This is a genomic window from Dactylosporangium fulvum, assembly GCF_025137375.1.
GTDB lineage: Bacteria > Actinomycetota > Actinomycetes > Mycobacteriales > Micromonosporaceae > Dactylosporangium > Dactylosporangium fulvum.
The window spans coordinates 2309569-2327315 of sequence record NZ_CP073720.1; the positions used below are offsets into that span (position 1 = coordinate 2309569).

Below are 17747 nucleotides of genomic sequence, written 5' to 3' on the forward strand. Positions count from 1 at the left end.
AGAATGGCCCGATGCGATTCGGGCTGCTGGGCACGGGACACTGGGCGAGGGTGACACAGGCGGCGGCGCTGACCGCGCACCCCTCCGCGACACTCGTCGGTGTCTGGGGCCGCGACCCCGCCAAGGCGGCGGCGCTCGCCGGTGACTTCGGCGCGACGGCCTTCGACGACGTCGACGCGCTCCTCGCCGAGGTCGACGCCGTCGCGATCGCGCTGCCGCCGGACGTGCAGGCCGAGCTCGCGGTCCGCGCCGCCCGCGCCGGCAGGCACCTGCTGCTCGACAAGCCGCTCGCGCTGACGGCCGAGGCGGCCGACGCGGTCGTCGCCGCCGCGCGCGAGGCCGGCGTCGCGTCCGTGGTGTTCTTCACCAACCGGTTCGTCCCCGCCGTCGAGGCGTTCCTGCGGGACAACGCGGCCGTCGGCGGCTGGTATGCGGCCCACGGCACGATGTACGCGTCCATCTTCCGGCCGGACAACCCCTACGCCGGCTCGGTCTGGCGCAAGGAGCACGGCGGCCTGTGGGATCTCGGCCCGCACGCCCTCTCGGTGGTCCTGCCGCTGCTCGGCCCGGTGGTCGACCTGTCCGCCGCCGAGGGCCCCCGCGACACCGTCCACCTCCTGCTGCGCCACGAGGGCGGCGCCGCCAGCACGCTGTCGCTGACGCTCGACGCCGCGCCCGACGCCACCGCCTTCGGCTTCTCGTACTTCGGCGAGCACGGCGCGACCATCCTCCCGGGCTGGGGCGAGGCCACCGCCGTCGACGCCTTCACGAACGCGACGACGGCCCTGATCGAGTCGGCGGCGTCCGGCACGCCGCACGCCTGCGACGCGACGTTCGGCGCGGAGGTCGTCCGCATCCTGGCCGCGGCCGGCCAGGCACGCCGGACCGCGACCATCGTCGCCCCGTGAGTTCGCCGCCGGGGTCGCTCATCGCATTCGCGTGACGGCCGCCTTGAGCCGGTGCAGGTCGCGGCGGCGGCGTTCGTACGTCGTGGCGAGCGCGACCAGCACCAGCCCGGCGACGGCCAGCGGCGCCCAGCGGGGGAGCAGGTCCCAGTAGAGGGCGACCTCGTGCACCGCGAGCAGGCCGAGAACGGCGCCGCCGAGCACCACCGGCGACTGCAGCCGGCGCACGGCTCCGGCGAGCACGACACCGACCGCGGCCACGCCGAGCAGCAGGCGGCGCAGCGGTTCGCCCTCACCGGCCATGACGACGGCCAGGCTCGGTGCGAACGCGGCGAGCAGCCCGGGCGCGAGCGCCGGCCAGCTGTTCAGCTGCGGGTTGCGCCGGGCGGCGAACCAGCCGGCGGCGACGGCGAGCGCCCCCGCCGGCACCGTGTACGCCTCGACGACACCCACGTCGCGGGCGGCCAGCACCAGCCAGTACGCGACGAGCTCCGCCCCGACGGCACACCCGGTGAACACGGCCCGCGCCCCGCCGAGCAGGGCACGCAGCCCGAGGGCCACCCCCCAGAGGGCGGCGATGCCGGCCATGGCGTCGAGGTGCCCGAACGCCAGCAGGAACGCGACGGCGGCCGTGGCGTGCGCGACCGCCTCCATCAGCGCCCGGCCGATCGCCCGATGAGGCAGGTGGGCCTCTACCGGCGGCCTGCCGGTCGATCGGCGGGGCAGGCGGTCGACGACCTGCGCCGCCGCGAGGACGACGGCCGCGGCGAGCAGCACCCAGAACGCGGCCTGGCGCAGCGGCAGGTCCGCGGCCCGGGCGGCGGTGAACCCCAGCCAGCCGGCGGTCACCGAGGCCACCAGCCATCCGGCGGTACGGGCGCCGGCCGCCCTGCCGGCCGCCCCGATCACGGCCGCGACCACCAGGACGGCGGCCAGCGCGGTCAGGGTGGCCGCCTCCGTCGCAAGGCAGCCGGCCAGCCCGGCACCGGCCGTGAACCAGCAGGTCACGGCCCCGGTCCGGCCCGCGATGTCGAGCCCGGCGTGCGTCGGCCGGATCGCGGCCGCCAGCGCGGTGACGAGCCCGGCCGCGAGGGTCACCGCCGGCACCGCCGGCCAGGGCGCGTCCGCCGCCACGCACGCGAGCACCGCCGCGAACGTGACCGGCGGCCCGGCGAGGCTCCACAGCGGCACGCCCGTGCGCCGGGCGACCAGGACCGCCAGCACCGCGAGCAGGGCGAGCCCGGCTGCGGCCGGCCCGGGCCCGAAGGCCGCCGGCCCGCCGTCCCACCACCGCCCGCCGGCCGGGTTCAGTCCGACACCGCCCGGCGCGCCCGTCCAGATCGAGGTGAGCCAGCTGTACGGCCCGAAGAGCACCACCAGCACCACCGGCACCACGGCGACGAGGGCCACGACGGCGGGCACGGCGGCCGGCAGGAGCACCCCGACCCGCCCGCCAACGCCACCGGCCGGCGCGGTCGGCGGGGCCGGCGCTGTCGGCCCTGTCAGCGCGGCTGGCCCTGTCGGCGCGGCTGGCGCGGTCGGCGCGGCTGGCGCGGCCGGTCCGGTCGGCGGGGCCGGTCCGGTCGGCGGGGCCGGCGCTGTCGGCCCTGTCAGCGCGGCTGGCCCTGTCAGCGTGGCTGGCGCGGTCGGCGCGCCTTGCGGGGCTTCGGTGGCAGGCCTGCCGAGCGTGGTGTCCGCCGCGAACCAGGCACACAGCAACGCGGCGGCGGCGAACACGCCGAACGGGGTGCGGCCGTCGTCCGCCGCAGAGGCCCACACCGCGGCGAGCGTGCCCCCCACGCCGGCCAACGTCACGCCGAGCGTGCCCGCCGCGCCCGCGCACCGGCGCAGGAACGCCAGCGCCGCGGTCGACAGCACCAGGCCCGCCAGCGCGCCGATCAGCGGCAGCGGGGCGTCGAAGGCACGTGCGGTACCACTCCCGAACCAACCGCAAGTGGCGGCGACCGGGACGGGCCCGAGGCCGAACGCCACGACGGTGGCCGGGAGGTTCAGGCCCGCGCCTCGGCCGCGGACCGCGACCACCGCGGACACGGCGATCAGCCCGGCGGACGCCAGCAGCGTGGCTTGCGGCGTCACCAGCCCGACGAGCAGCAGGTGCAGTGCGACGAACGGCAGCGCCGTCGCCGCCAGGGTGTCGAACCGCAGCGCGGTGACGGCGAGCGCGACGAGCAGCACGCCGTCGACGATCGCCACGACGGTCAGCGGTGTCTCGGCGGTGCCCGGCGCGGCGAACGCGATGAGCACCGCAGCCGGGTACAGGACCGCGCGGTGCCGGACGAGCAGGCCGAACGCGGCGGCGAGCACCGCGACGGCGGCCGGGACCTGCCAGTCGAAGAGCCGGTCCGTCGTCGCCGTGTGCTGTTGCGCCTCCGCCTGCCAGGCGGGGAGCGCGCGGACGACCGCGTCGCCGGCGGAGACGAGGGCGGCACCGGCGTACGCGGCGCCGAAGACCCCGGTGACGACCAGCGCGCCGATCCAGCCGCCGCGGCGGACCCGCTCGGGCAGGAGCAGGGTGGCGGCCGCGATGACGGCGGCGACGAGGGCGAACGCGAGGTATCGCTGCCCGGGGAACAGTTCGGCGGCCATCCGGACCCCGGCGAGCGCCGTGACACCGGCCGCGACACCCACGCCGACGTGCGCGGTGATCCGGTTCGCCAGCCCGGCGACGACGATGACGGCACCGAGCAGCAGCAGCGTGCCGCTCGCCCGGGCCACGCCGGCCACGCCGTCCGAGGTGACGACGGCGCCGAGCGCCACCGGTCCGGCGATCAGCACCGCGATGCCCGCCGGCAGCCAAGCGATCACGTCGACGGTACGGGCGAGCAGGAGGTTCGCCGCCGCCAGCACCACGAACACCAGCGCCCAGCCGGTCGCGCCGAGGCCGTGGCCGGCCGCGAGCAGGGGCAGCACCGGCTGGAACGCGAGCAGGGCGGCGTACCGCGGGGCGCGCAGGCGGGTCACGGCCGCATACCCGCCGCCGACGACCGCGGTCACGGCACCGACGATGCCGGCGTACGTGCTGGGCCGCGTCGCTTCGGCCAGGCCGGCGAGGTTGACGTACCAGGCGGCGTATCCGTCGAGGAGGACCAGCAGAAGCCCGAGCGCGGCGAACGTCTCCGCGGTGGCGCGCAGCCCGCGGGCCAGGGCGACCGGCGGCACGGCGAGCGTGACCAGCGTGACGGCGGCGAGGATCGCGGCCCGGCCGATGACCCCGAAGCTGGCCCAGGCGACGGCGGCGAACACCACGGCGGCGCTGCCGAGGAGGAGCCCGCCGAGCACGAAGAGCACGTTCTGCACGGTTCGGGGGGCGGCCTCGGCGGCCGGGTAGGCGTTTCCTGCGGGGCCGTTTCCTGCTGGGCCGTGTCCTCCCGCGCCGCCTCCTGCCAGGCCGTTTCCTGCTGGGCCGTGTCCTCCCGCGCCGCCTCCTGCCAGGCCGTTTCCTGCCGGGCTGTGTCCTGCCGGGCCGTTTCCTGCCAGGCTGTTCACGGCGGGCCGGCCCGCCGCGGCGGCGGCCTGGCTCATGGCGACGACCTGCTTCACGCGGGCGGCGAGCAGGTTCCGCTGCGACTGCACGGCGTTGTACCGCTGCGCCGCCGCGTTGTACTGCGTGTGCGCCTCGTCGAGCCGCCCGCGGGCGGCCCGCACCTCCGCGAAGAGCTCGGTCGTGCGCCCGTTGAGCCGCACCACCTCGGCCGCGTCCGGATACGGCGGACGCCCACAGCCCCCGCACCCCGACTCCAGATCGGCCGGGACACCGCAGAAGGGGCACGGATAAGTCACCATGGTTACAGGATGCGGCGGATTGGTTCGGACCCGAATCGGTTGCGGTACTCAACTCTGCCTGAGTACCCGGTCGAGGAGCCTCCGTCGAGCCTCTCTCAGCTGCCCATTCGTGTCTTCCTGTAACTGCTCTCCCACGTCATGCTGACGGGATGCGGTTGCTCACCGAGGCCGAGTACAGAGCGACGATGGAGCCCGAACCGACACAGATCGGTCCGGAGGACGAGCCACCCTTCGATTTCTGGCCCTACTTCGACGAGATTCCCGAGGCACACCTCGCCGGCCACGACTTCTCCGAGGGCAGCGTCACCTACGCCTGGCACATGCCGGACGGGAACCTTCAGCACGTACTGGTCAACTGTGAGGCACCCAACGTGTTCCTGGTCCTGATCCTGGACCTCGCCACCGAGACCGTGCTGGGTCACTACCTGCTCGACATCTACGGCGTCTGACGCCTACTCGTCGAGCCCGCGCTCGATCGCGTAGCGCACCAGGTCGACCCGGCTGTGCAACTGCAGTTTCCCGAGCGTGTTCTGCACGTGGTTCTGCACCGTTCGATGCGACAGTACGAGCCGTTCCGCGATCTCCCGGTACGTGAGCCCCTTGGCGACGAGCCGCAGCACCTCGGTCTCCCGCTCGGTCAACCGCGGCGCGTCGGGATCCTCGGCGCGGGTGACGCTCGCCAGCCGCCGGAACTCCCCGAGCACGAGCCCCGCCAGCCCCGGCGTGAACACCGGATCCCCGTCGGCGGTCCGCCGGACGGCGGCGAGAAACTCTTCCCGGGCGGCAGACTTCACGAGGTATCCGGTGGCCCCGGCCTTGACGGCGTCGAGCACGTCCTGCTGTTCTCCGCTGGCGGACAGCATGAGGATGCGCGCGTCGGGGCAGGACGCGAGGACCCCTTGGATGACCTCGACCCCGGACCGGTCCGGCAGTTGCAGATCGAGCACGACGACCTGCGGCCGCACCGAGGCCGCGATCCGCACCGCCTGGGCCCCTTCGCCGACGGCCGCGACGACCTCGTACCCCGCTTCGGCAAGATCCCGGGCGACCCCGTCCCGCCACATGGGATGGTCGTCGACGACCATGACGCGCAGCTTCACCCCGTCGTCCACCCCTGCACCATATAGGCGTTCCCGGTTGTGGTCTTTCATGATCGTGGAGCGTTTCGGCACCCAGGACGACAAGACCGCTCCACGACCATGAAATTCCAGGCACGTTCAGCGTCGGCCGCCGGTCAGCGGGGGACGTGCAGTTCGACTTCCGTGCCTGAGCCCGGGACCGACGTGACCGTCACCGTGCCGCCGAGGTCTCGGATCCGGCCGCGGATCGACTGGGCCACGCCGAGCCGGCCGGCCCGCTCGGCCTCGGCCAGCCGGCCGGCCGGGATGCCCGCGCCGTTGTCACGGATGGAGACCGTGACGCCGTCGGGGAGCTCTTCCAGCAGGAGCCACGCCTTCGCGCCCGGCCCGGCGTGGTGGCGCACGTTGTCGACCGCGGCGCCCACCGCCGCCGCCATCTCCGCCGCCACCGCGGCCGGCAGGAGCACCGGTGTCGCCGGCGCCGCGATCGTCACGCCCGCCGCCGCGTGCCCGTCGAGCAGACCCCGCAGATCGACGCGGCCGTCGTCCGGGCCGCCGTCCGGGCCACCATCCGGGCCGCCGTCGCCCATCCGCGAGGCTCGCGACGGGGCGGCCCCGGCAACGGCCGCCGCCGGGGGAGCACTCGACGTCACCAGCGCCCGCAGGGTCGCCTCCTGCTCGCCGGCCAGGCGTCCCAGCTCGGCCGCCTCGCCGCCGAGCTCGGCGCCGCGCCGCTGCACCAGAGCCAGGACCTGCAGGACCGAGTCGTGGATGCCGCGGGCGAGCCGCTCCCGCTCCCGGGTCGCCGCCTCCAGCTCCACCGCCCGCTGCAGGCGTGCCTCGGCGTCGATCGCCAGCCGGGCGATGTGCCCGACGCCGACGCCCGCCAGGAGCATCAGCACCGGGCCGTTGGCCGTGGCCTGGCTGAATCCGTCGCGCACCACCGCGTCGGCGCCGCTCATGAGGATCGCGGCGATCGCGCCGCGCCGCCGGCCGCCGGAGATCGCCCACGCCACGACCGGGCTGGCGACCCAGGCCATCGGCAGCGTCGGCGCGCCCACGCCGAGCCCTTCCGGATTGACGATCCAGCGTGACGCCAGCAGGCAGGCGGCGGTGACCGCCAGGTCGGCGGTGAGCAGGGGCCAGCCACGGCGCTCCGGCTGTGCATACGCGAGCGTGCTCACCACCGTCCAGGCGGCCATCACGCCGATGATCACCCAGCCGCCCGGAGGCCAGTGGTACTCCCGGAAGTTGTTCACCATCAGCACCGCCGCATATCCCAATGCGGCGATGCGGAAGACGGCGAGCGCCCGCCACAGCGGACCCTCCAGGCCGGGCACCGGCCCCCCGCGGGCCACGGTCAGACCCAGCGCACCGGCGGCAGACCGGCCTCTTCGAGCGCGGCGTTGACCTTGCTGAAGGGTCGCGAGCCGAGGAAGCCGGCCGGGTTCATCGGGCTGGGGTGCCCGGCCTCGATGACCTTGTGCTGCGGGTTGGTGACGAGGACCGCCTTCTTGCGGGCGTAGCCGCCCCACAGCACGAACACCACCCGCCGCTCGAACGCGTTGAGCGCGCGGATCGCCGCGTCGGTGAAGTGCTCCCAGCCCTGGTTGGCGTGGGAGGCGGCCTTGCCGGCGCGGACGGTGAGGACCGCGTTGAGCAGCAGGACACCGTCGGCGGCCCAGGGGGTCAGGTCACCGTTGGACGGCGGGGTCACGCCCAGGTCGTCGCGCAACTCCTTGTAGACGTTGCGCAGCGACGGCGGGACCGACACGCCGGGGCGGACCGAGAAGCTCAGGCCGTGCGCCTGGCCCTCCTTGAAATACGGGTCCTGGCCCAGGATGAGCACCCGCGCCTGCTCCGGCGAGCACAGCCGGAACGCGGTGAAAAGGTCGGGCAGTGGCGGGTAGACCGGGCCGGCCTCGTATTCGGCGGCCACGAACGTCTCCAGTCGGTGCACCACCTCGAGGTCGAGATGCGGCTTCATCACGTCCCGCCAGGAGGCGGGGAGGAGCTCCAGCAGATCCAAGGACATGTCCGGCACTCTACGAAACAGGTGCGACAAATTCCGTCCGGGTAACGTGCGAAGCGTGGCGGACGACATCGAAGTGCGGCTCCGCGCTGCCCTGGACGCGGCGTTCGACGGCTTCTCGCTCGTCCGGATGCCCGGCCGGGAGGTCGTCTACACCAACGAGCGCGCCGCCAAGCTCGCGGCCCGCCACCGTGAGGCGATCGACCGCTTCCTCGACGATTCCGCACAGACGGACGATTCCGCGCAGACGGACGATCCCGCACAGACGCTCGAGATCGGCACCAGCGAGGTCTACGAGGTCAAGGCGGTCCGCATGGACGACGGCCTCGTCGCCGTCTCCTACCGCGACGTCACCGAGCGGGCCCAGGCGGTCGCCCGGACCGAGGAGTTGCAGTCCGTCACCGCCGCCCTGGCGCGGGCGGTCACCGTCGACGACGTCTACGCCGTGATGACCGACCGGCTGCGCCCGCTGGCCGGCTGGGAGAGCCTGGTCGTCATGCTCACCGACGGTGATGGCGGCGGTCAGCACCTCGTCGTCAGCCACTCGTCCGGCCTGGCCGAGCCGGCGATCCACGGCCTGCGCCCGGCCGCCCTCGACGAGCGGTTCCCCATGTCGGCGGTCGTCCGCGAGCGGCGGGCGCTCTTCTACCGCGACATCGACGAGTACCTCGCCGTCTACCCGGACCGCGCCGCCCAGGCCCGCGCCGCCGCCCGGTCGGCCTGGGCGTTCATCCCGCTGCTGTCGGCGGGCCGGGCGATCGGCGCGATGGCCCTCGGCTACCACGAGCCGCGCCGCTTCGACGAGGACGAGCGCGAGGCACTGATCGCCCTCGGCGAGCTGTACGCGCAGGCGATCGAGCGTGCCATGCTCTTCGAGGCGCAGCGCTCCATCGCCGCCGACCTGCAGCAGGCCCTGCTCCCGGCCGAGCTGCCGGCGCTCGACGGCGCGCGGCACGCCGTGCGCTACCTGCCGTGGACCTCCGGTGCCGACGTCGGCGGCGACTGGTACGACATCATCGTCGTCGGCGAGGACACCGTCGCCGTCGTGATCGGCGACGTCGCCGGCCACAGCACGAGCGCCGCCGCGACGATGGGCCAGATCCGCAGCGCCCTGCGCGCCTACGCGGCGGAGGGCCACTCGCCGACGACCGTGCTCGACCGGGTCAACCGCCTGCTGGTCGGCACCGATCCGGACGCCATCGCCACCTGCTGCTACCTGGAGCTGCACCTGAGGGAAGGCACCGCCACCGCCGTGCTGGCCGGGCACCTCCCGCCGGTCCTGTGCCACGACGGGGACGCCGGGCCGCTGCGCCTGCGGCTGGGGCCGCCGCTCGGTGCGGCGCCCGACGTGCAGTACGTCGACACGACGCTGCGCATCCCGCCCGGCTCGGCGCTGCTGCTGTTCACCGACGGTCTCGTCGAGGACCGCCGCTTCCCGATCGCGCGCGGCATGGCGGAGCTGCGCGCCGCGCTGGTGGGCGTGCCGACGGACGACCCGGCCGCGGTGGTGGAGCGGGTGCTCGCCGCAGGCATCGGCCCGCAGCCGCGCCGCGACGACGTGGCGCTGCTGGCGATCAGCGTCGACGACGCCACCCGCGACGTGCCCGAGCCGAGCGCGACCCGGCAGTTCCACAGCGATGCGGCCAGCGCCGCGTCGGCGCGCCGGTTCGCCGCCGACATGCTGACCGCCTGGGGCCTGTCCGACCTCGTCGACACCACACGGCTGCTGCTCGGCGAGGTCATCACGAACGCCGTCCAGTACACCGTCGGCGACGTGCGGGTGCGGATCGCCCTGCGGGGGCACCGCGTGCGGGTCGAGGTCCACGACGCGGGCGAGCGCCGGCCCAGCCCGCGCTTCGTCGACGCCGACTCGGAGAGCGGCCGCGGGCTCCAGATCGTCGCCTCTCTCGCCGCCGACTGGGGTTACGACGCCCACGACGCCGGGGGAAAGATCGTCTGGTTCGAGCTTTCCCGCTGACATTTGGCAGAGGTCGTACTGGCTGAGGCGCACAGTTCTGGATGAATCCGCCCACATCGGTCCGGCGAACCCGGGAGACTGGACGGGTGACGCAGGTTGGACCGGTGGGAGGCGGCGGCGAACCGCGGACGGTGCTGTGGGCCTGGCGGCAGGCGCAGTTGGAGCAGGGCGGCCAGGACAGGCAGACACCCGCCGACCGGCGCCGGCGGCGGCACCGCCAAGATCGTCCAACCGACAGTCTGGCACAGGACGGCCCGACCGACGGCCCGAAACAGGGCGATCAGGGCTATCTGCCGCAGCTCCAGTCGCGGCTGCGGCAGTCACTGGGGCGGGGCGGCCCGAGCGCGATCCGGCGTGTCGTGCGGCGGCTCGCCGACGTGCCGGCCGAGCAGCGCACCGTCCTGCACAGCGCGATCGCGTACGACCCGGAGGCGGCCGAGCGCGGGTTCGCCTGGATGCTGGAGCACTTCGACCAGCCGAACGCGGTCGTGCCGGCCCTGGCCCAGATCGGACCGGCGATCGAGGCGCTGACCGGCCCGCCCGGCCGGCAGTTCGACCTGTTCGGCCAGGCGCTGCTGGACGCGGTCCGGGAGACCGCCGGCGCCGCCGGGACCGGTGCGCACGGCGGTGCCGCCGGTGCTGCTGAGGGCGGTGCGGCAGGCGGTGCGGCAGGCACCGCGGGCTGGTCCGACGAGGATGCCGACGCCTGGCGCGACGGCTGGCGGTTCGTGGTCGGCTGGCTGCGCCAGGGCACTCAGTTGATGCACGGGGAGGCCCCCTTCTGGACCGGCACCGTCCTCGCCCACGACCGCCGCCGCGACGACGTCGCCGTGCTGACCGTCGCCACCGACCTGCCGTACCCGTTCCGTGCCGGCCAGCGCGCGATCGTCGAGTGCCACCGGGTGCCCGGCGCCTGGCGGGCCTGCTGGATCGGCGAGCCGCCCGCCGGGGACAACCACATCGAGATCCACGTCCAGGCCGTGCCGGGCGACGAGGCGACCGGTTCCCTCGTCCGGGCGACACACGTCGGCGACCCCGTGCGGCTACATCGGGCCGAGGGCGACTTCGTGATCGAGGACGGCTCGGCGGGTGCGGTGCTCATCGTCGCCGAGGACATCCACGTGACCCCGATCAAGGCACTGCTGCCGGAGTTCGCCGGGCGCGGCGACGATCGCGTCGTGCACATCTTCTGGGGCGTCTCGACCCGCGACGACCTCTACGACCTGGAGTCCCTGCGCGAGCACGCCGCCCGCTGCGCCCACGCGACGGTGCATCCGGTCGTCGCGAGGGGCCCCGCCCACCCGTACCTCAGCGGCTCCCTCCCGCAGGTGGTCGTCGACTTCGGCGAGTGGACCTCGCACGACGTGTACCTCAGCGGCACACCCCTCGCGGTCGGCGTCATGCGCAACATGCTGATCGAGCGGCGGGTCGCGCCGGACCGGATCCACGCCGTCACGCTGGAGCCGTTCAGCGCCGACACCGGTCAGCGTTGACGCCACGACGTCAAGGTCGCGGTGACCACGGTGTTGGCCAGGTAGCCGCCGCGCCGCCGGTCGAACGCGCCGCCGCACGTCACCAGCCGCAGCTGCGCGTGGTCCGCCGGCCCGTACACCAGGTCGGCGGGGAAGTCCGCCTTCGCGAACATCCGCACCGAGTCGACCCGGAACACCACCGTGGAGCCGTCCTCCCGGGTCACCGTCACCAGGTCGCCGGGCTTGAGCCGGCCCAGGTCGTAGAAGACGGCCGGGCCGCTGGCCGCCGTGTCGACGTGACCGACGAGCACCGAGTTGCCGATCTCGCCGGGCGTCGGCCCCCGCCGGTACCACCCGACGTTCTTCGGGTTCTGCAGGGACGGCGTCTCGAGCATGCCGTCGCGGTCCACGTCCACGGCCTGCACCGGCGCGTCCACCTCGATCGTCCCGATGGCCAGCCGCGCCGGCGGCGACTCGGGCAGGCCGGCCCCGCCCCGCGCCGTCGCGGCGCCGACGCCTGCGGAGGACCCGCCGTCAGCGGCGATGAACGGCGGCGGGCCGGATCCGCCGGTGAACGACGCGCCGATGAGCGACACGCCGCAGACCACGACGGCGATCAGGGCCATGGCCGTGGTGGCACGCCAGGTGCCGTCCCGGCGCACGAGGAAGCGCTCCGGCGATCGGTGGGAGCGCAGAGCGTGCCGGCTCTGGTACTCGGACACGGATCAGGTCACCGACTCAGGTCACCGCCCGGCCCCCCGTGTCGCGGCTCCGGTCGTCACCCGGGGTCACGACGGGCGGCCCCGGCGCAGGAGCAGTGCCCCCGCGGCGCCGATGACGAGGAGGCTGCCTCCGGTGGCCATCAGCGCGGCGTTCGCGCCCCGCGTGGTGGCACCGCCACCCGCCGGCACCCCGCCCGAGGGCGAGACGACGAGCTGGACGACCGAGGACGTGCCGTCGGCGCAGTCGAGGCTCACCAGGAACGTGCCCGGGCTGATGGACTGCGGGATGTCCACGGCCAGGGAGAAGACCCCGCTGGTCGAACCGGCCTGCATCGGGAGGCGCGCCGACAGCCCCAGGACGGTCCCGGCGACGTCGGCGGAACGGACCCCGACGGCGCACACGATGCTGAATGTGACCCTTCCACCCGGCTGGACCGTCTCGGGGCTGACCGAACCGACCGGACTTGCCGGCGAGATCGTTTCGGTCGTACCGGGCGAAACGCTCGCCGACGCACTCGGTGAGGCGCTCGCCGAGCCGGACGGCTCAGCCGCCGCCACGCCGGGCAGCACGAGGAGCGCGGTCACGCCACCGAGCGCGACGCCACTGAGGATTCGTCGCATGGGTCCATTTGCCGGGAATCCGGGGTGACTGCTGAACACCCGCCGCGGGCGATCACGCCCGCTCGTTGTACTCCGCGTGACACGATGCCGGGTGGCGATTCGCCGATAAGATCACCCCCGGCGGCCCGGGTGTGACCAATTTCCACAACGACAACGAGCGGCTCGCGTTCGGCGCTGATGTCCTGGTCAACGGCCTTGACCTGGTGCTCGATCCCACCGGCCTGCTCTCGCGATGCGAGACGGTGACCCAGGAAACGATGGTCTGGCACTTCTCGCAGTGCGACGATGAATTCGGGCGGCGCTTGGCCGAGACCCTCGGCCTCGACCACGACGTCGTCAAGGCGTGACCCGGACGCCCTCGGCGCCTCGGGTGCTCTTTGACGGCCCCTGCCTCTGGCGCGTTACGAGTAGGAAATATCGCAGTGACGCGCCCCGCCGCACGGCGGGGTGCATCCATCTGAAATCCTGCCTGGCGCGGCGCCATAAGCGCCGGTCGTGGGCAATGACGGCCGCGGCCAGGAGCCGGACTGCGGGACGAGACGGGAACGACGCGCATGAGTGAGTACAAGATCACCCACCCGGATGGCGAGCTCGATCTGCCGGTACACAAAGCGACCGAAGGGCCTTCCGGGCTCGAGATCAGCAAACTACTCAAGGAGACCGGGCAGGTCACGCTCGACACGGGTTTCGTCAACACCGCGTCGTGCGTCTCGTCGATCACCTACATCGACGGTGACCAGGGCATCCTGCGATACCGCGGATATCCCATCGAGCAGCTCGCCGAGCAGTCCAGCTTCCTCGAGACGTCCTACCTGCTGATCCACGGTGAGCTGCCGACCAGCCAGCAGCTCACCGAGTTCACCAACCGCATCCAGCACCATACGCTCCTGCACGAGGAACTGCGCCGGTTCTTCGACGGCTTCCCCCGTGACGCCCACCCCATGGCGGTGCTCTCGTCCGCGGTGAGCGCGCTGTCGACCTTCTACCAGGACAGCCTCAACCCGTTCGACGACGAGCAGGTCGAGATCTCCACGATCCGGCTCATGGCCAAGGTGCCGACCATCGCGTCGTACGCCTACAAGAAGGCCATCGGCCAGCCGATGCTCTACCCGGACAACTCGCTCGGCTACGTCGAGAACTTCCTGCGCATGACCTTCGGCGTGCCCGCCACGCCGTACGAGATCGACCCGGTCTTCGTCAAGGTCCTCGACATGCTCCTGCTGCTGCACGCCGACCACGAGCAGAACTGCTCCACCTCGACGGTCCGCCTCGTCGGCTCCAGCCAGGCCAACCTCTTCGCCTCCGTCTCCGCGGGCGTCAACGCGCTCTTCGGCCCGCTGCACGGCGGTGCCAACCAGGCCGTCCTCGAGATGCTCCAGCGCATCCAGTCCGACGGCGGCGACGTCAACGCGTTCGTCCGCAAGGTCAAGAACAAGGAGGACGGCGTCCGGCTCATGGGCTTCGGCCACCGGGTCTACAAGAACTACGACCCGCGCGCCGCCCTGGTCAAGAAGGCCGCCCAGGACGTGCTCGGCCGCATGGCCAAGCCCGACCCGCTGCTCGACCTGGCGATGCAGCTCGAGGAGATCGCGCTCGCCGACGACTTCTTCGTCTCCCGGAAGCTGTACCCCAACGTCGACTTCTACACCGGCCTCATCTACAAGGCGATGGGCTTCCCGACCACGATGTTCACCGTGCTCTTCGCGCTCGGCCGGCTCCCCGGCTGGATCGCCCAGTGGCGCGAGATGATCAACGATCCGGACACCAAGATCGGCCGTCCCCGGCAGGTCTACATCGGTTACGGGCAACGGGATTACGCCCCGATTGCCGGTCGGTAAAGACCCGCTGCGCCAACCGCTTCTTGCTCGTTTGTCTACTTGACGGAGATCGACCCCGGCTGTCTCATACATGAGTCCGTTGGGGTCGTTGTCCGTTTTCGACAGGGAGCAATCGGAGCTACATGAGCGCGCCAACGTTGTCGCCGCTACTCACCGCGGCCGTGCAGGACCGGACGTCCGGGGCGACCGGGGTGGCCCGGCAGGTGCTCGACGGACTCGCCGAGTTCGTGCACGACCCGCCGGCCCTGCGGGCCGTGGTGGCCCCGCTGCCCGGACTCCTGCCCGGGTATGCCTCGATGTGGCACATCGCGCGCGCCGCGAACAGCGACGACCCGGGCCCCGCGCTGCGGGCGATCCGGGATCAGCTCGACCGTGACGTCGAGCTGAGCGTCGGCCTGGCCACGCGCCTGCTGCAGGTGCGCGGCGGCTGGGTGCGCACCGCGCCGAGCAGCGCCCTCGTCAAGGCCGTCGCGGCCGGCCTGCCCGCCGGCACGGTGGACGCCCCCGGCACCGAGGGCCTCCAGCCGGTCACCGGGCTGGCCGGCGCCGACGCCATCAGCCCGACCCGGGTCCTCAACATCAAGGGCACGCTGGCCCTGGCCCGCAGCGTCCCGACGGTCGTCGTCACGACGTCGCTCAAACTGGTGCCGGAGGACGTGTTCGCCGGACTGGGCTCGCCGTTGTTCGAGCGGATCCCGCTGGACGCGTTCTGGGCCGTGGTGCTGGACGGCGAGCTGCTGACGCCGGCCGAGGCGGCCCGCCGCGCCGCGCTGCTGCCGTCGGCGTAGGGGTTCGCCCCCGCCCGCTGATCCTCTGTCAGATCCTCCGTCAGGTCCTCCGTCTGATCCGTTGCCTGAACCGCCCAGCGGCGCTTCGTTCGGTGCGCCTGTCCGGTGCTTCGTTCATTCGGTCCTTCGCCCGGTTGTTCGTCCGCCCTTTGCGCGTTCAGCGTCCGGGTGGGGTCCGTTCGTGCACGGCGAGTGCACCGACCGTCGTCCTGATCCCGTTGGCACGCCACCATTTGTTCGATCGTGTGCAGTCCACCCCTCCACATTGGACAGATCCGCACGATCGCCAAGACGGCACGATTGAGGGGCTGTGCAGTGGCTCCGGTTGGGAGTACATTGCGTGGCATCCCAAGGACGGCCGGGGCCGCCGCTTCCCCCGTGGCGGCGGCCCCGGTCCTGGGTTTCCGGGCCGGTTTCCTCGCGCTTCCCGCCTTCCGGGCTCGTCAGCGTTCCAGGTCGGTCAGCGTTCCAGGTCGGTCAGCGTTCCAGGTCGGTCAGCGCCTTCCGGCTTCAGCGTGTTTCGTGTCCGTCGATGTGGGACACCACATCGCCATGGCCGCTGGCAAAACCTCCGCCCGGCGGGAACCGCCGAGGGGGCCGCCGGCATGGGCACCGTGGTGGTCGACCGCGTCTGAGTGGTGCACGAGGACCGGCGTTCGGCTCGACCCGCGCCCGTCCTCGTGGAGCGCGCTTCGCCGGCGGCTACCGCAGCCCCGGTAGCCCCATTACCCCGGCGCCCGACACCGGGGCGTCCTCGGGCAGTTCGGGCAGCCCGAACAGCTCCGTCAGCCCGGTCACCTGCAACATCCGGTGCACAAATGGTGACGGGCTGCGCACGTCCATGCGACCGCCGAACTCACGGGCCTTGTTGTTGATGGCGACCAGCGTGCCGATACCGATCGAATCCATGAACGGGACCCGCCGCAGGTCTACTGTGAGCAGGTGGGGACGGTACGTGTCCACCGTCTCGAGCACCACCGAACGCAGCGCTCCCACTGTCGCCGCCTCCAGCGGCCCGAGGACTTCCACCACGATCGTGCTGTCCGAACCCTCCCCGGAGCGGTGTGTCCGGACCATTGCGTCGCCCATTCGACCCGCGTACCCAGCGCGCCGGATCGGAAACGTCACGGATTCGCAGAGATCAACAGTGGGAGCATCAGTGCGTACGAGCAGAGCAGGACCGCCGCCTCCGGCCGGGTGATGCGGTTGCCGCGCTTGAGCAGCAGCCACGCGAGCACCCCGGCGCCCACCATCGCGGTCACCGCGGCGAACCCGAACGGCGCGATCGTGTCCTCGCCGGCCGCCAGCCCGACGACCGCCCCGCCGATCAGGCTGTTGAACAGGTTGCTGCCCAGCAGGTTGCCGACCATCAGGTCACCTTGGCCGCGTCGCTGCGCCTGCACCGCCGTCGTCAGTTCCGGCAGCGCCGTGCTGCCCGCCAGCAGCGTGAACCCGATGACCGTGTCGCTCACCCCCCACCGGTGCGCCAGCGTGCTCGCGTTGGCCACCAGCAGTTGCGCGCCACCCAGCGTCGCGGCGAGCCCGAGGAGGGTCCGGACGGCCTCCACCCACCAGCGGCCGGGCGGCGGGGAGGGCTCGACGAACGCCGCCACGTCATCCGGCAGCGGATCATCCGGCGGTACGCGCGAAAGGCGCACCAACAGCACCAGCGCGCCGACAGTCAGCACCGCGAGCAGTACACCCGCGACGAACTTCATGCCCACGAGCGCGAACGCCCCGAAGATCGCCACGCTGGCGACCATCAGCGGCGCCTCGCGAACCGGCACCGACGAGCGGACCACCACCGGCGAGACGATGGCGACGACGCCGAGGATCAGCGTCACGTTGAGAATGTTCGACCCGACGAGGCTGCCCAGCGCCAGCCCCGCATCGTCCCGCACGGCGGCGACGCCCGACACGACGAACTCGGGGGCGCTCGTGCCCAGGCCGATCACCACGACCCCGACGATCACCGGCGCCACCCGCAGGACCGTGGCCAGTCGCCCGGCACCGACGACGAGCTGGTCGGCGCCGACGGCCAGCACGGCAAGACCGACGATGCCGAGCCCGATCACCAACAGGGTCGACATCCGCCTCCTCTGCCCTCTTCCGCCGCTCGTCTTCCGCCCGTGATCAGCACTCGTGATCCCGGGTGTGCCTGGCTCGAAACCATACCGTCCGGCGCGCTCCGCACCCCGGCTGGCGTCGTCGCCCGGGCCTTCCCCGAGATTCCTTGGGACCGCTCCCGGCGAATTGACAGGGTTCATGGGTGGCGGAAAGCGCCGGAGGGCTTTACAGTTTTCATCGAGACCGGCGTCTTCCCCCGTGGATGCCGGTCTCACCATTTCTCGTGGCCGCTGGGCGCCCGCGCTCCAATGTGGACGCCCAGCGCGCGGCACGTGGACCTCTGGAGGGGAGGGGGTCACTGTGCGGTGCCCACGCTGCGGCGCCACCGGGATCGACGCCGCGGGAAACTGCATCCATTGCCGTCTGTCCCGCGGCCTGCCC

Annotated in this window: 15 protein-coding genes; 7 read left to right on the top strand and 8 right to left on the bottom strand. The window is 72.9% G+C overall.

Going from position 1 to position 17747, the window contains the following annotated elements; translation table 11 throughout:
• Positions 1–11: 11 nt before the first annotated feature.
• A complete protein-coding gene (locus tag Dfulv_RS10765; protein WP_259862615.1) occupies positions 12–908 on the top strand; it encodes a Gfo/Idh/MocA family protein in 897 nt (298 codons plus the stop codon).
• An 18-nt stretch (positions 909–926) separates the two neighbouring features.
• On the opposite strand, the gene Dfulv_RS10770 is transcribed toward Dfulv_RS10765, so the two are convergent.
• Entirely contained in the window at positions 927–4709 is a 3783-nt protein-coding gene (locus Dfulv_RS10770; protein WP_259862616.1) for an SCO7613 C-terminal domain-containing membrane protein, read from the bottom strand.
• A 149-nt stretch (positions 4710–4858) separates the two neighbouring features.
• Between Dfulv_RS10770 and Dfulv_RS10775 the strand changes: the two genes are divergently transcribed.
• The gene (locus Dfulv_RS10775; protein ID WP_259862618.1) at positions 4859–5158 is read left to right on the top strand and encodes a hypothetical protein; all 300 of its coding nucleotides are present in this window, start codon (positions 4859–4861) and stop codon (positions 5156–5158) included.
• A gap of 3 nt (positions 5159–5161) precedes the next feature.
• Here the strand turns inward: Dfulv_RS10775 and Dfulv_RS10780 are convergent, their stop codons facing one another.
• The 3 genes from Dfulv_RS10780 to Dfulv_RS10790 form a co-directional block, all read right to left on the bottom strand.
• Positions 5162–5794: a response regulator gene (locus Dfulv_RS10780; protein WP_259867599.1), complete on the bottom strand. Its 633-nt coding sequence runs from the start codon at positions 5792–5794 to the stop codon at positions 5162–5164.
• A 149-nt stretch (positions 5795–5943) separates the two neighbouring features.
• Entirely contained in the window at positions 5944–7146 is a 1203-nt protein-coding gene (gene macS / locus Dfulv_RS10785; protein WP_259862619.1) for a MacS family sensor histidine kinase, read from the bottom strand.
• A gap of 2 nt (positions 7147–7148) precedes the next feature.
• The gene (locus Dfulv_RS10790) at positions 7149–7832 is read right to left on the bottom strand and encodes a uracil-DNA glycosylase (protein ID WP_259862620.1); all 684 of its coding nucleotides are present in this window, start codon (positions 7830–7832) and stop codon (positions 7149–7151) included.
• 46 nt (positions 7833–7878) lie between these two features.
• Here Dfulv_RS10790 and Dfulv_RS10795 point away from each other — a divergent pair, with 46 nt between their 5' ends.
• Positions 7879–9798: an ATP-binding SpoIIE family protein phosphatase gene (locus Dfulv_RS10795; protein ID WP_259862622.1), complete on the top strand. Its 1920-nt coding sequence runs from the start codon at positions 7879–7881 to the stop codon at positions 9796–9798.
• Between the two features lie 86 nt (positions 9799–9884).
• A complete protein-coding gene (locus Dfulv_RS10800) occupies positions 9885–11291 on the top strand; it encodes a hypothetical protein (protein ID WP_259862623.1) in 1407 nt (468 codons plus the stop codon).
• Here Dfulv_RS10800 and Dfulv_RS10805 read toward each other — a convergent pair.
• Together Dfulv_RS10805 and Dfulv_RS10810 are read right to left on the bottom strand one after the other, a co-directional pair.
• On the bottom strand, positions 11282–11992 hold the full coding sequence (locus Dfulv_RS10805; RefSeq protein ID WP_259862624.1) for a class F sortase: 711 nt from the start codon (positions 11990–11992) through the stop codon (positions 11282–11284). The two genes, Dfulv_RS10800 and Dfulv_RS10805, sit on opposite strands and share 10 nt — an antisense overlap.
• Before the next feature lie 66 nt (positions 11993–12058).
• On the bottom strand, positions 12059–12613 hold the full coding sequence (locus Dfulv_RS10810) for a hypothetical protein (RefSeq protein WP_259862625.1): 555 nt from the start codon (positions 12611–12613) through the stop codon (positions 12059–12061).
• Between the two features lie 131 nt (positions 12614–12744).
• Between Dfulv_RS10810 and Dfulv_RS10815 the strand changes: the two genes are divergently transcribed.
• The 3 genes from Dfulv_RS10815 (at position 12745) to Dfulv_RS10825 (ending at position 15239) form a co-directional block, all read left to right on the top strand.
• Positions 12745–12960 (top strand): hypothetical protein, encoded by a 216-nt coding sequence (locus Dfulv_RS10815; RefSeq protein WP_259862626.1) that lies wholly within the window; start codon positions 12745–12747, stop codon positions 12958–12960.
• Between the two features lie 207 nt (positions 12961–13167).
• Positions 13168–14451, top strand: coding sequence for a citrate synthase (locus tag Dfulv_RS10820; protein WP_259862627.1), 1284 nt, complete (start codon positions 13168–13170; stop codon positions 14449–14451).
• A 122-nt stretch (positions 14452–14573) separates the two neighbouring features.
• Positions 14574–15239, top strand: coding sequence for a hypothetical protein (locus Dfulv_RS10825; RefSeq protein WP_259862628.1), 666 nt, complete (start codon positions 14574–14576; stop codon positions 15237–15239).
• A gap of 702 nt (positions 15240–15941) precedes the next feature.
• Here the strand turns inward: Dfulv_RS10825 and Dfulv_RS10830 are convergent.
• Both Dfulv_RS10830 and Dfulv_RS10835 read right to left on the bottom strand, forming a co-directional pair.
• The gene (locus Dfulv_RS10830) at positions 15942–16328 is read right to left on the bottom strand and encodes an STAS domain-containing protein (protein WP_259862629.1); all 387 of its coding nucleotides are present in this window, start codon (positions 16326–16328) and stop codon (positions 15942–15944) included.
• A 35-nt stretch (positions 16329–16363) separates the two neighbouring features.
• On the bottom strand, positions 16364–17329 hold the full coding sequence (locus tag Dfulv_RS10835; RefSeq protein ID WP_259862630.1) for a sodium:calcium antiporter: 966 nt from the start codon (positions 17327–17329) through the stop codon (positions 16364–16366).
• Positions 17330–17747 lie beyond the last annotated feature (418 nt).

What these genes read in the sequence shown, in the direction of transcription:
- Dfulv_RS10830 (WP_259862629.1), bottom strand. Translation starts at nt 16,328, where the DNA reads ATGGGCGACGCAATGGTCCGGACACACCGCTCCGGGGAGGGTTCGGAC.
- Dfulv_RS10775 (WP_259862618.1), top strand. Translation starts at nt 4,859, where the DNA reads ATGCGGTTGCTCACCGAGGCCGAGTACAGAGCGACGATGGAGCCCGAA.
- Dfulv_RS10765 (WP_259862615.1), top strand. Translation starts at nt 12, where the DNA reads ATGCGATTCGGGCTGCTGGGCACGGGACACTGGGCGAGGGTGACACAG.
- Dfulv_RS10810 (WP_259862625.1), bottom strand. Translation starts at nt 12,613, where the DNA reads ATGCGACGAATCCTCAGTGGCGTCGCGCTCGGTGGCGTGACCGCGCTC.
- Dfulv_RS10825 (WP_259862628.1), top strand. Translation starts at nt 14,574, where the DNA reads ATGAGCGCGCCAACGTTGTCGCCGCTACTCACCGCGGCCGTGCAGGAC.
- Dfulv_RS10835 (WP_259862630.1), bottom strand. Translation starts at nt 17,329, where the DNA reads ATGTCGACCCTGTTGGTGATCGGGCTCGGCATCGTCGGTCTTGCCGTG.
- Dfulv_RS10820 (WP_259862627.1), top strand. Translation starts at nt 13,168, where the DNA reads ATGAGTGAGTACAAGATCACCCACCCGGATGGCGAGCTCGATCTGCCG.
- Dfulv_RS10780 (WP_259867599.1), bottom strand. Translation starts at nt 5,794, where the DNA reads ATGGTCGTCGACGACCATCCCATGTGGCGGGACGGGGTCGCCCGGGAT.
- Dfulv_RS10770 (WP_259862616.1), bottom strand. Translation starts at nt 4,709, where the DNA reads ATGGTGACTTATCCGTGCCCCTTCTGCGGTGTCCCGGCCGATCTGGAG.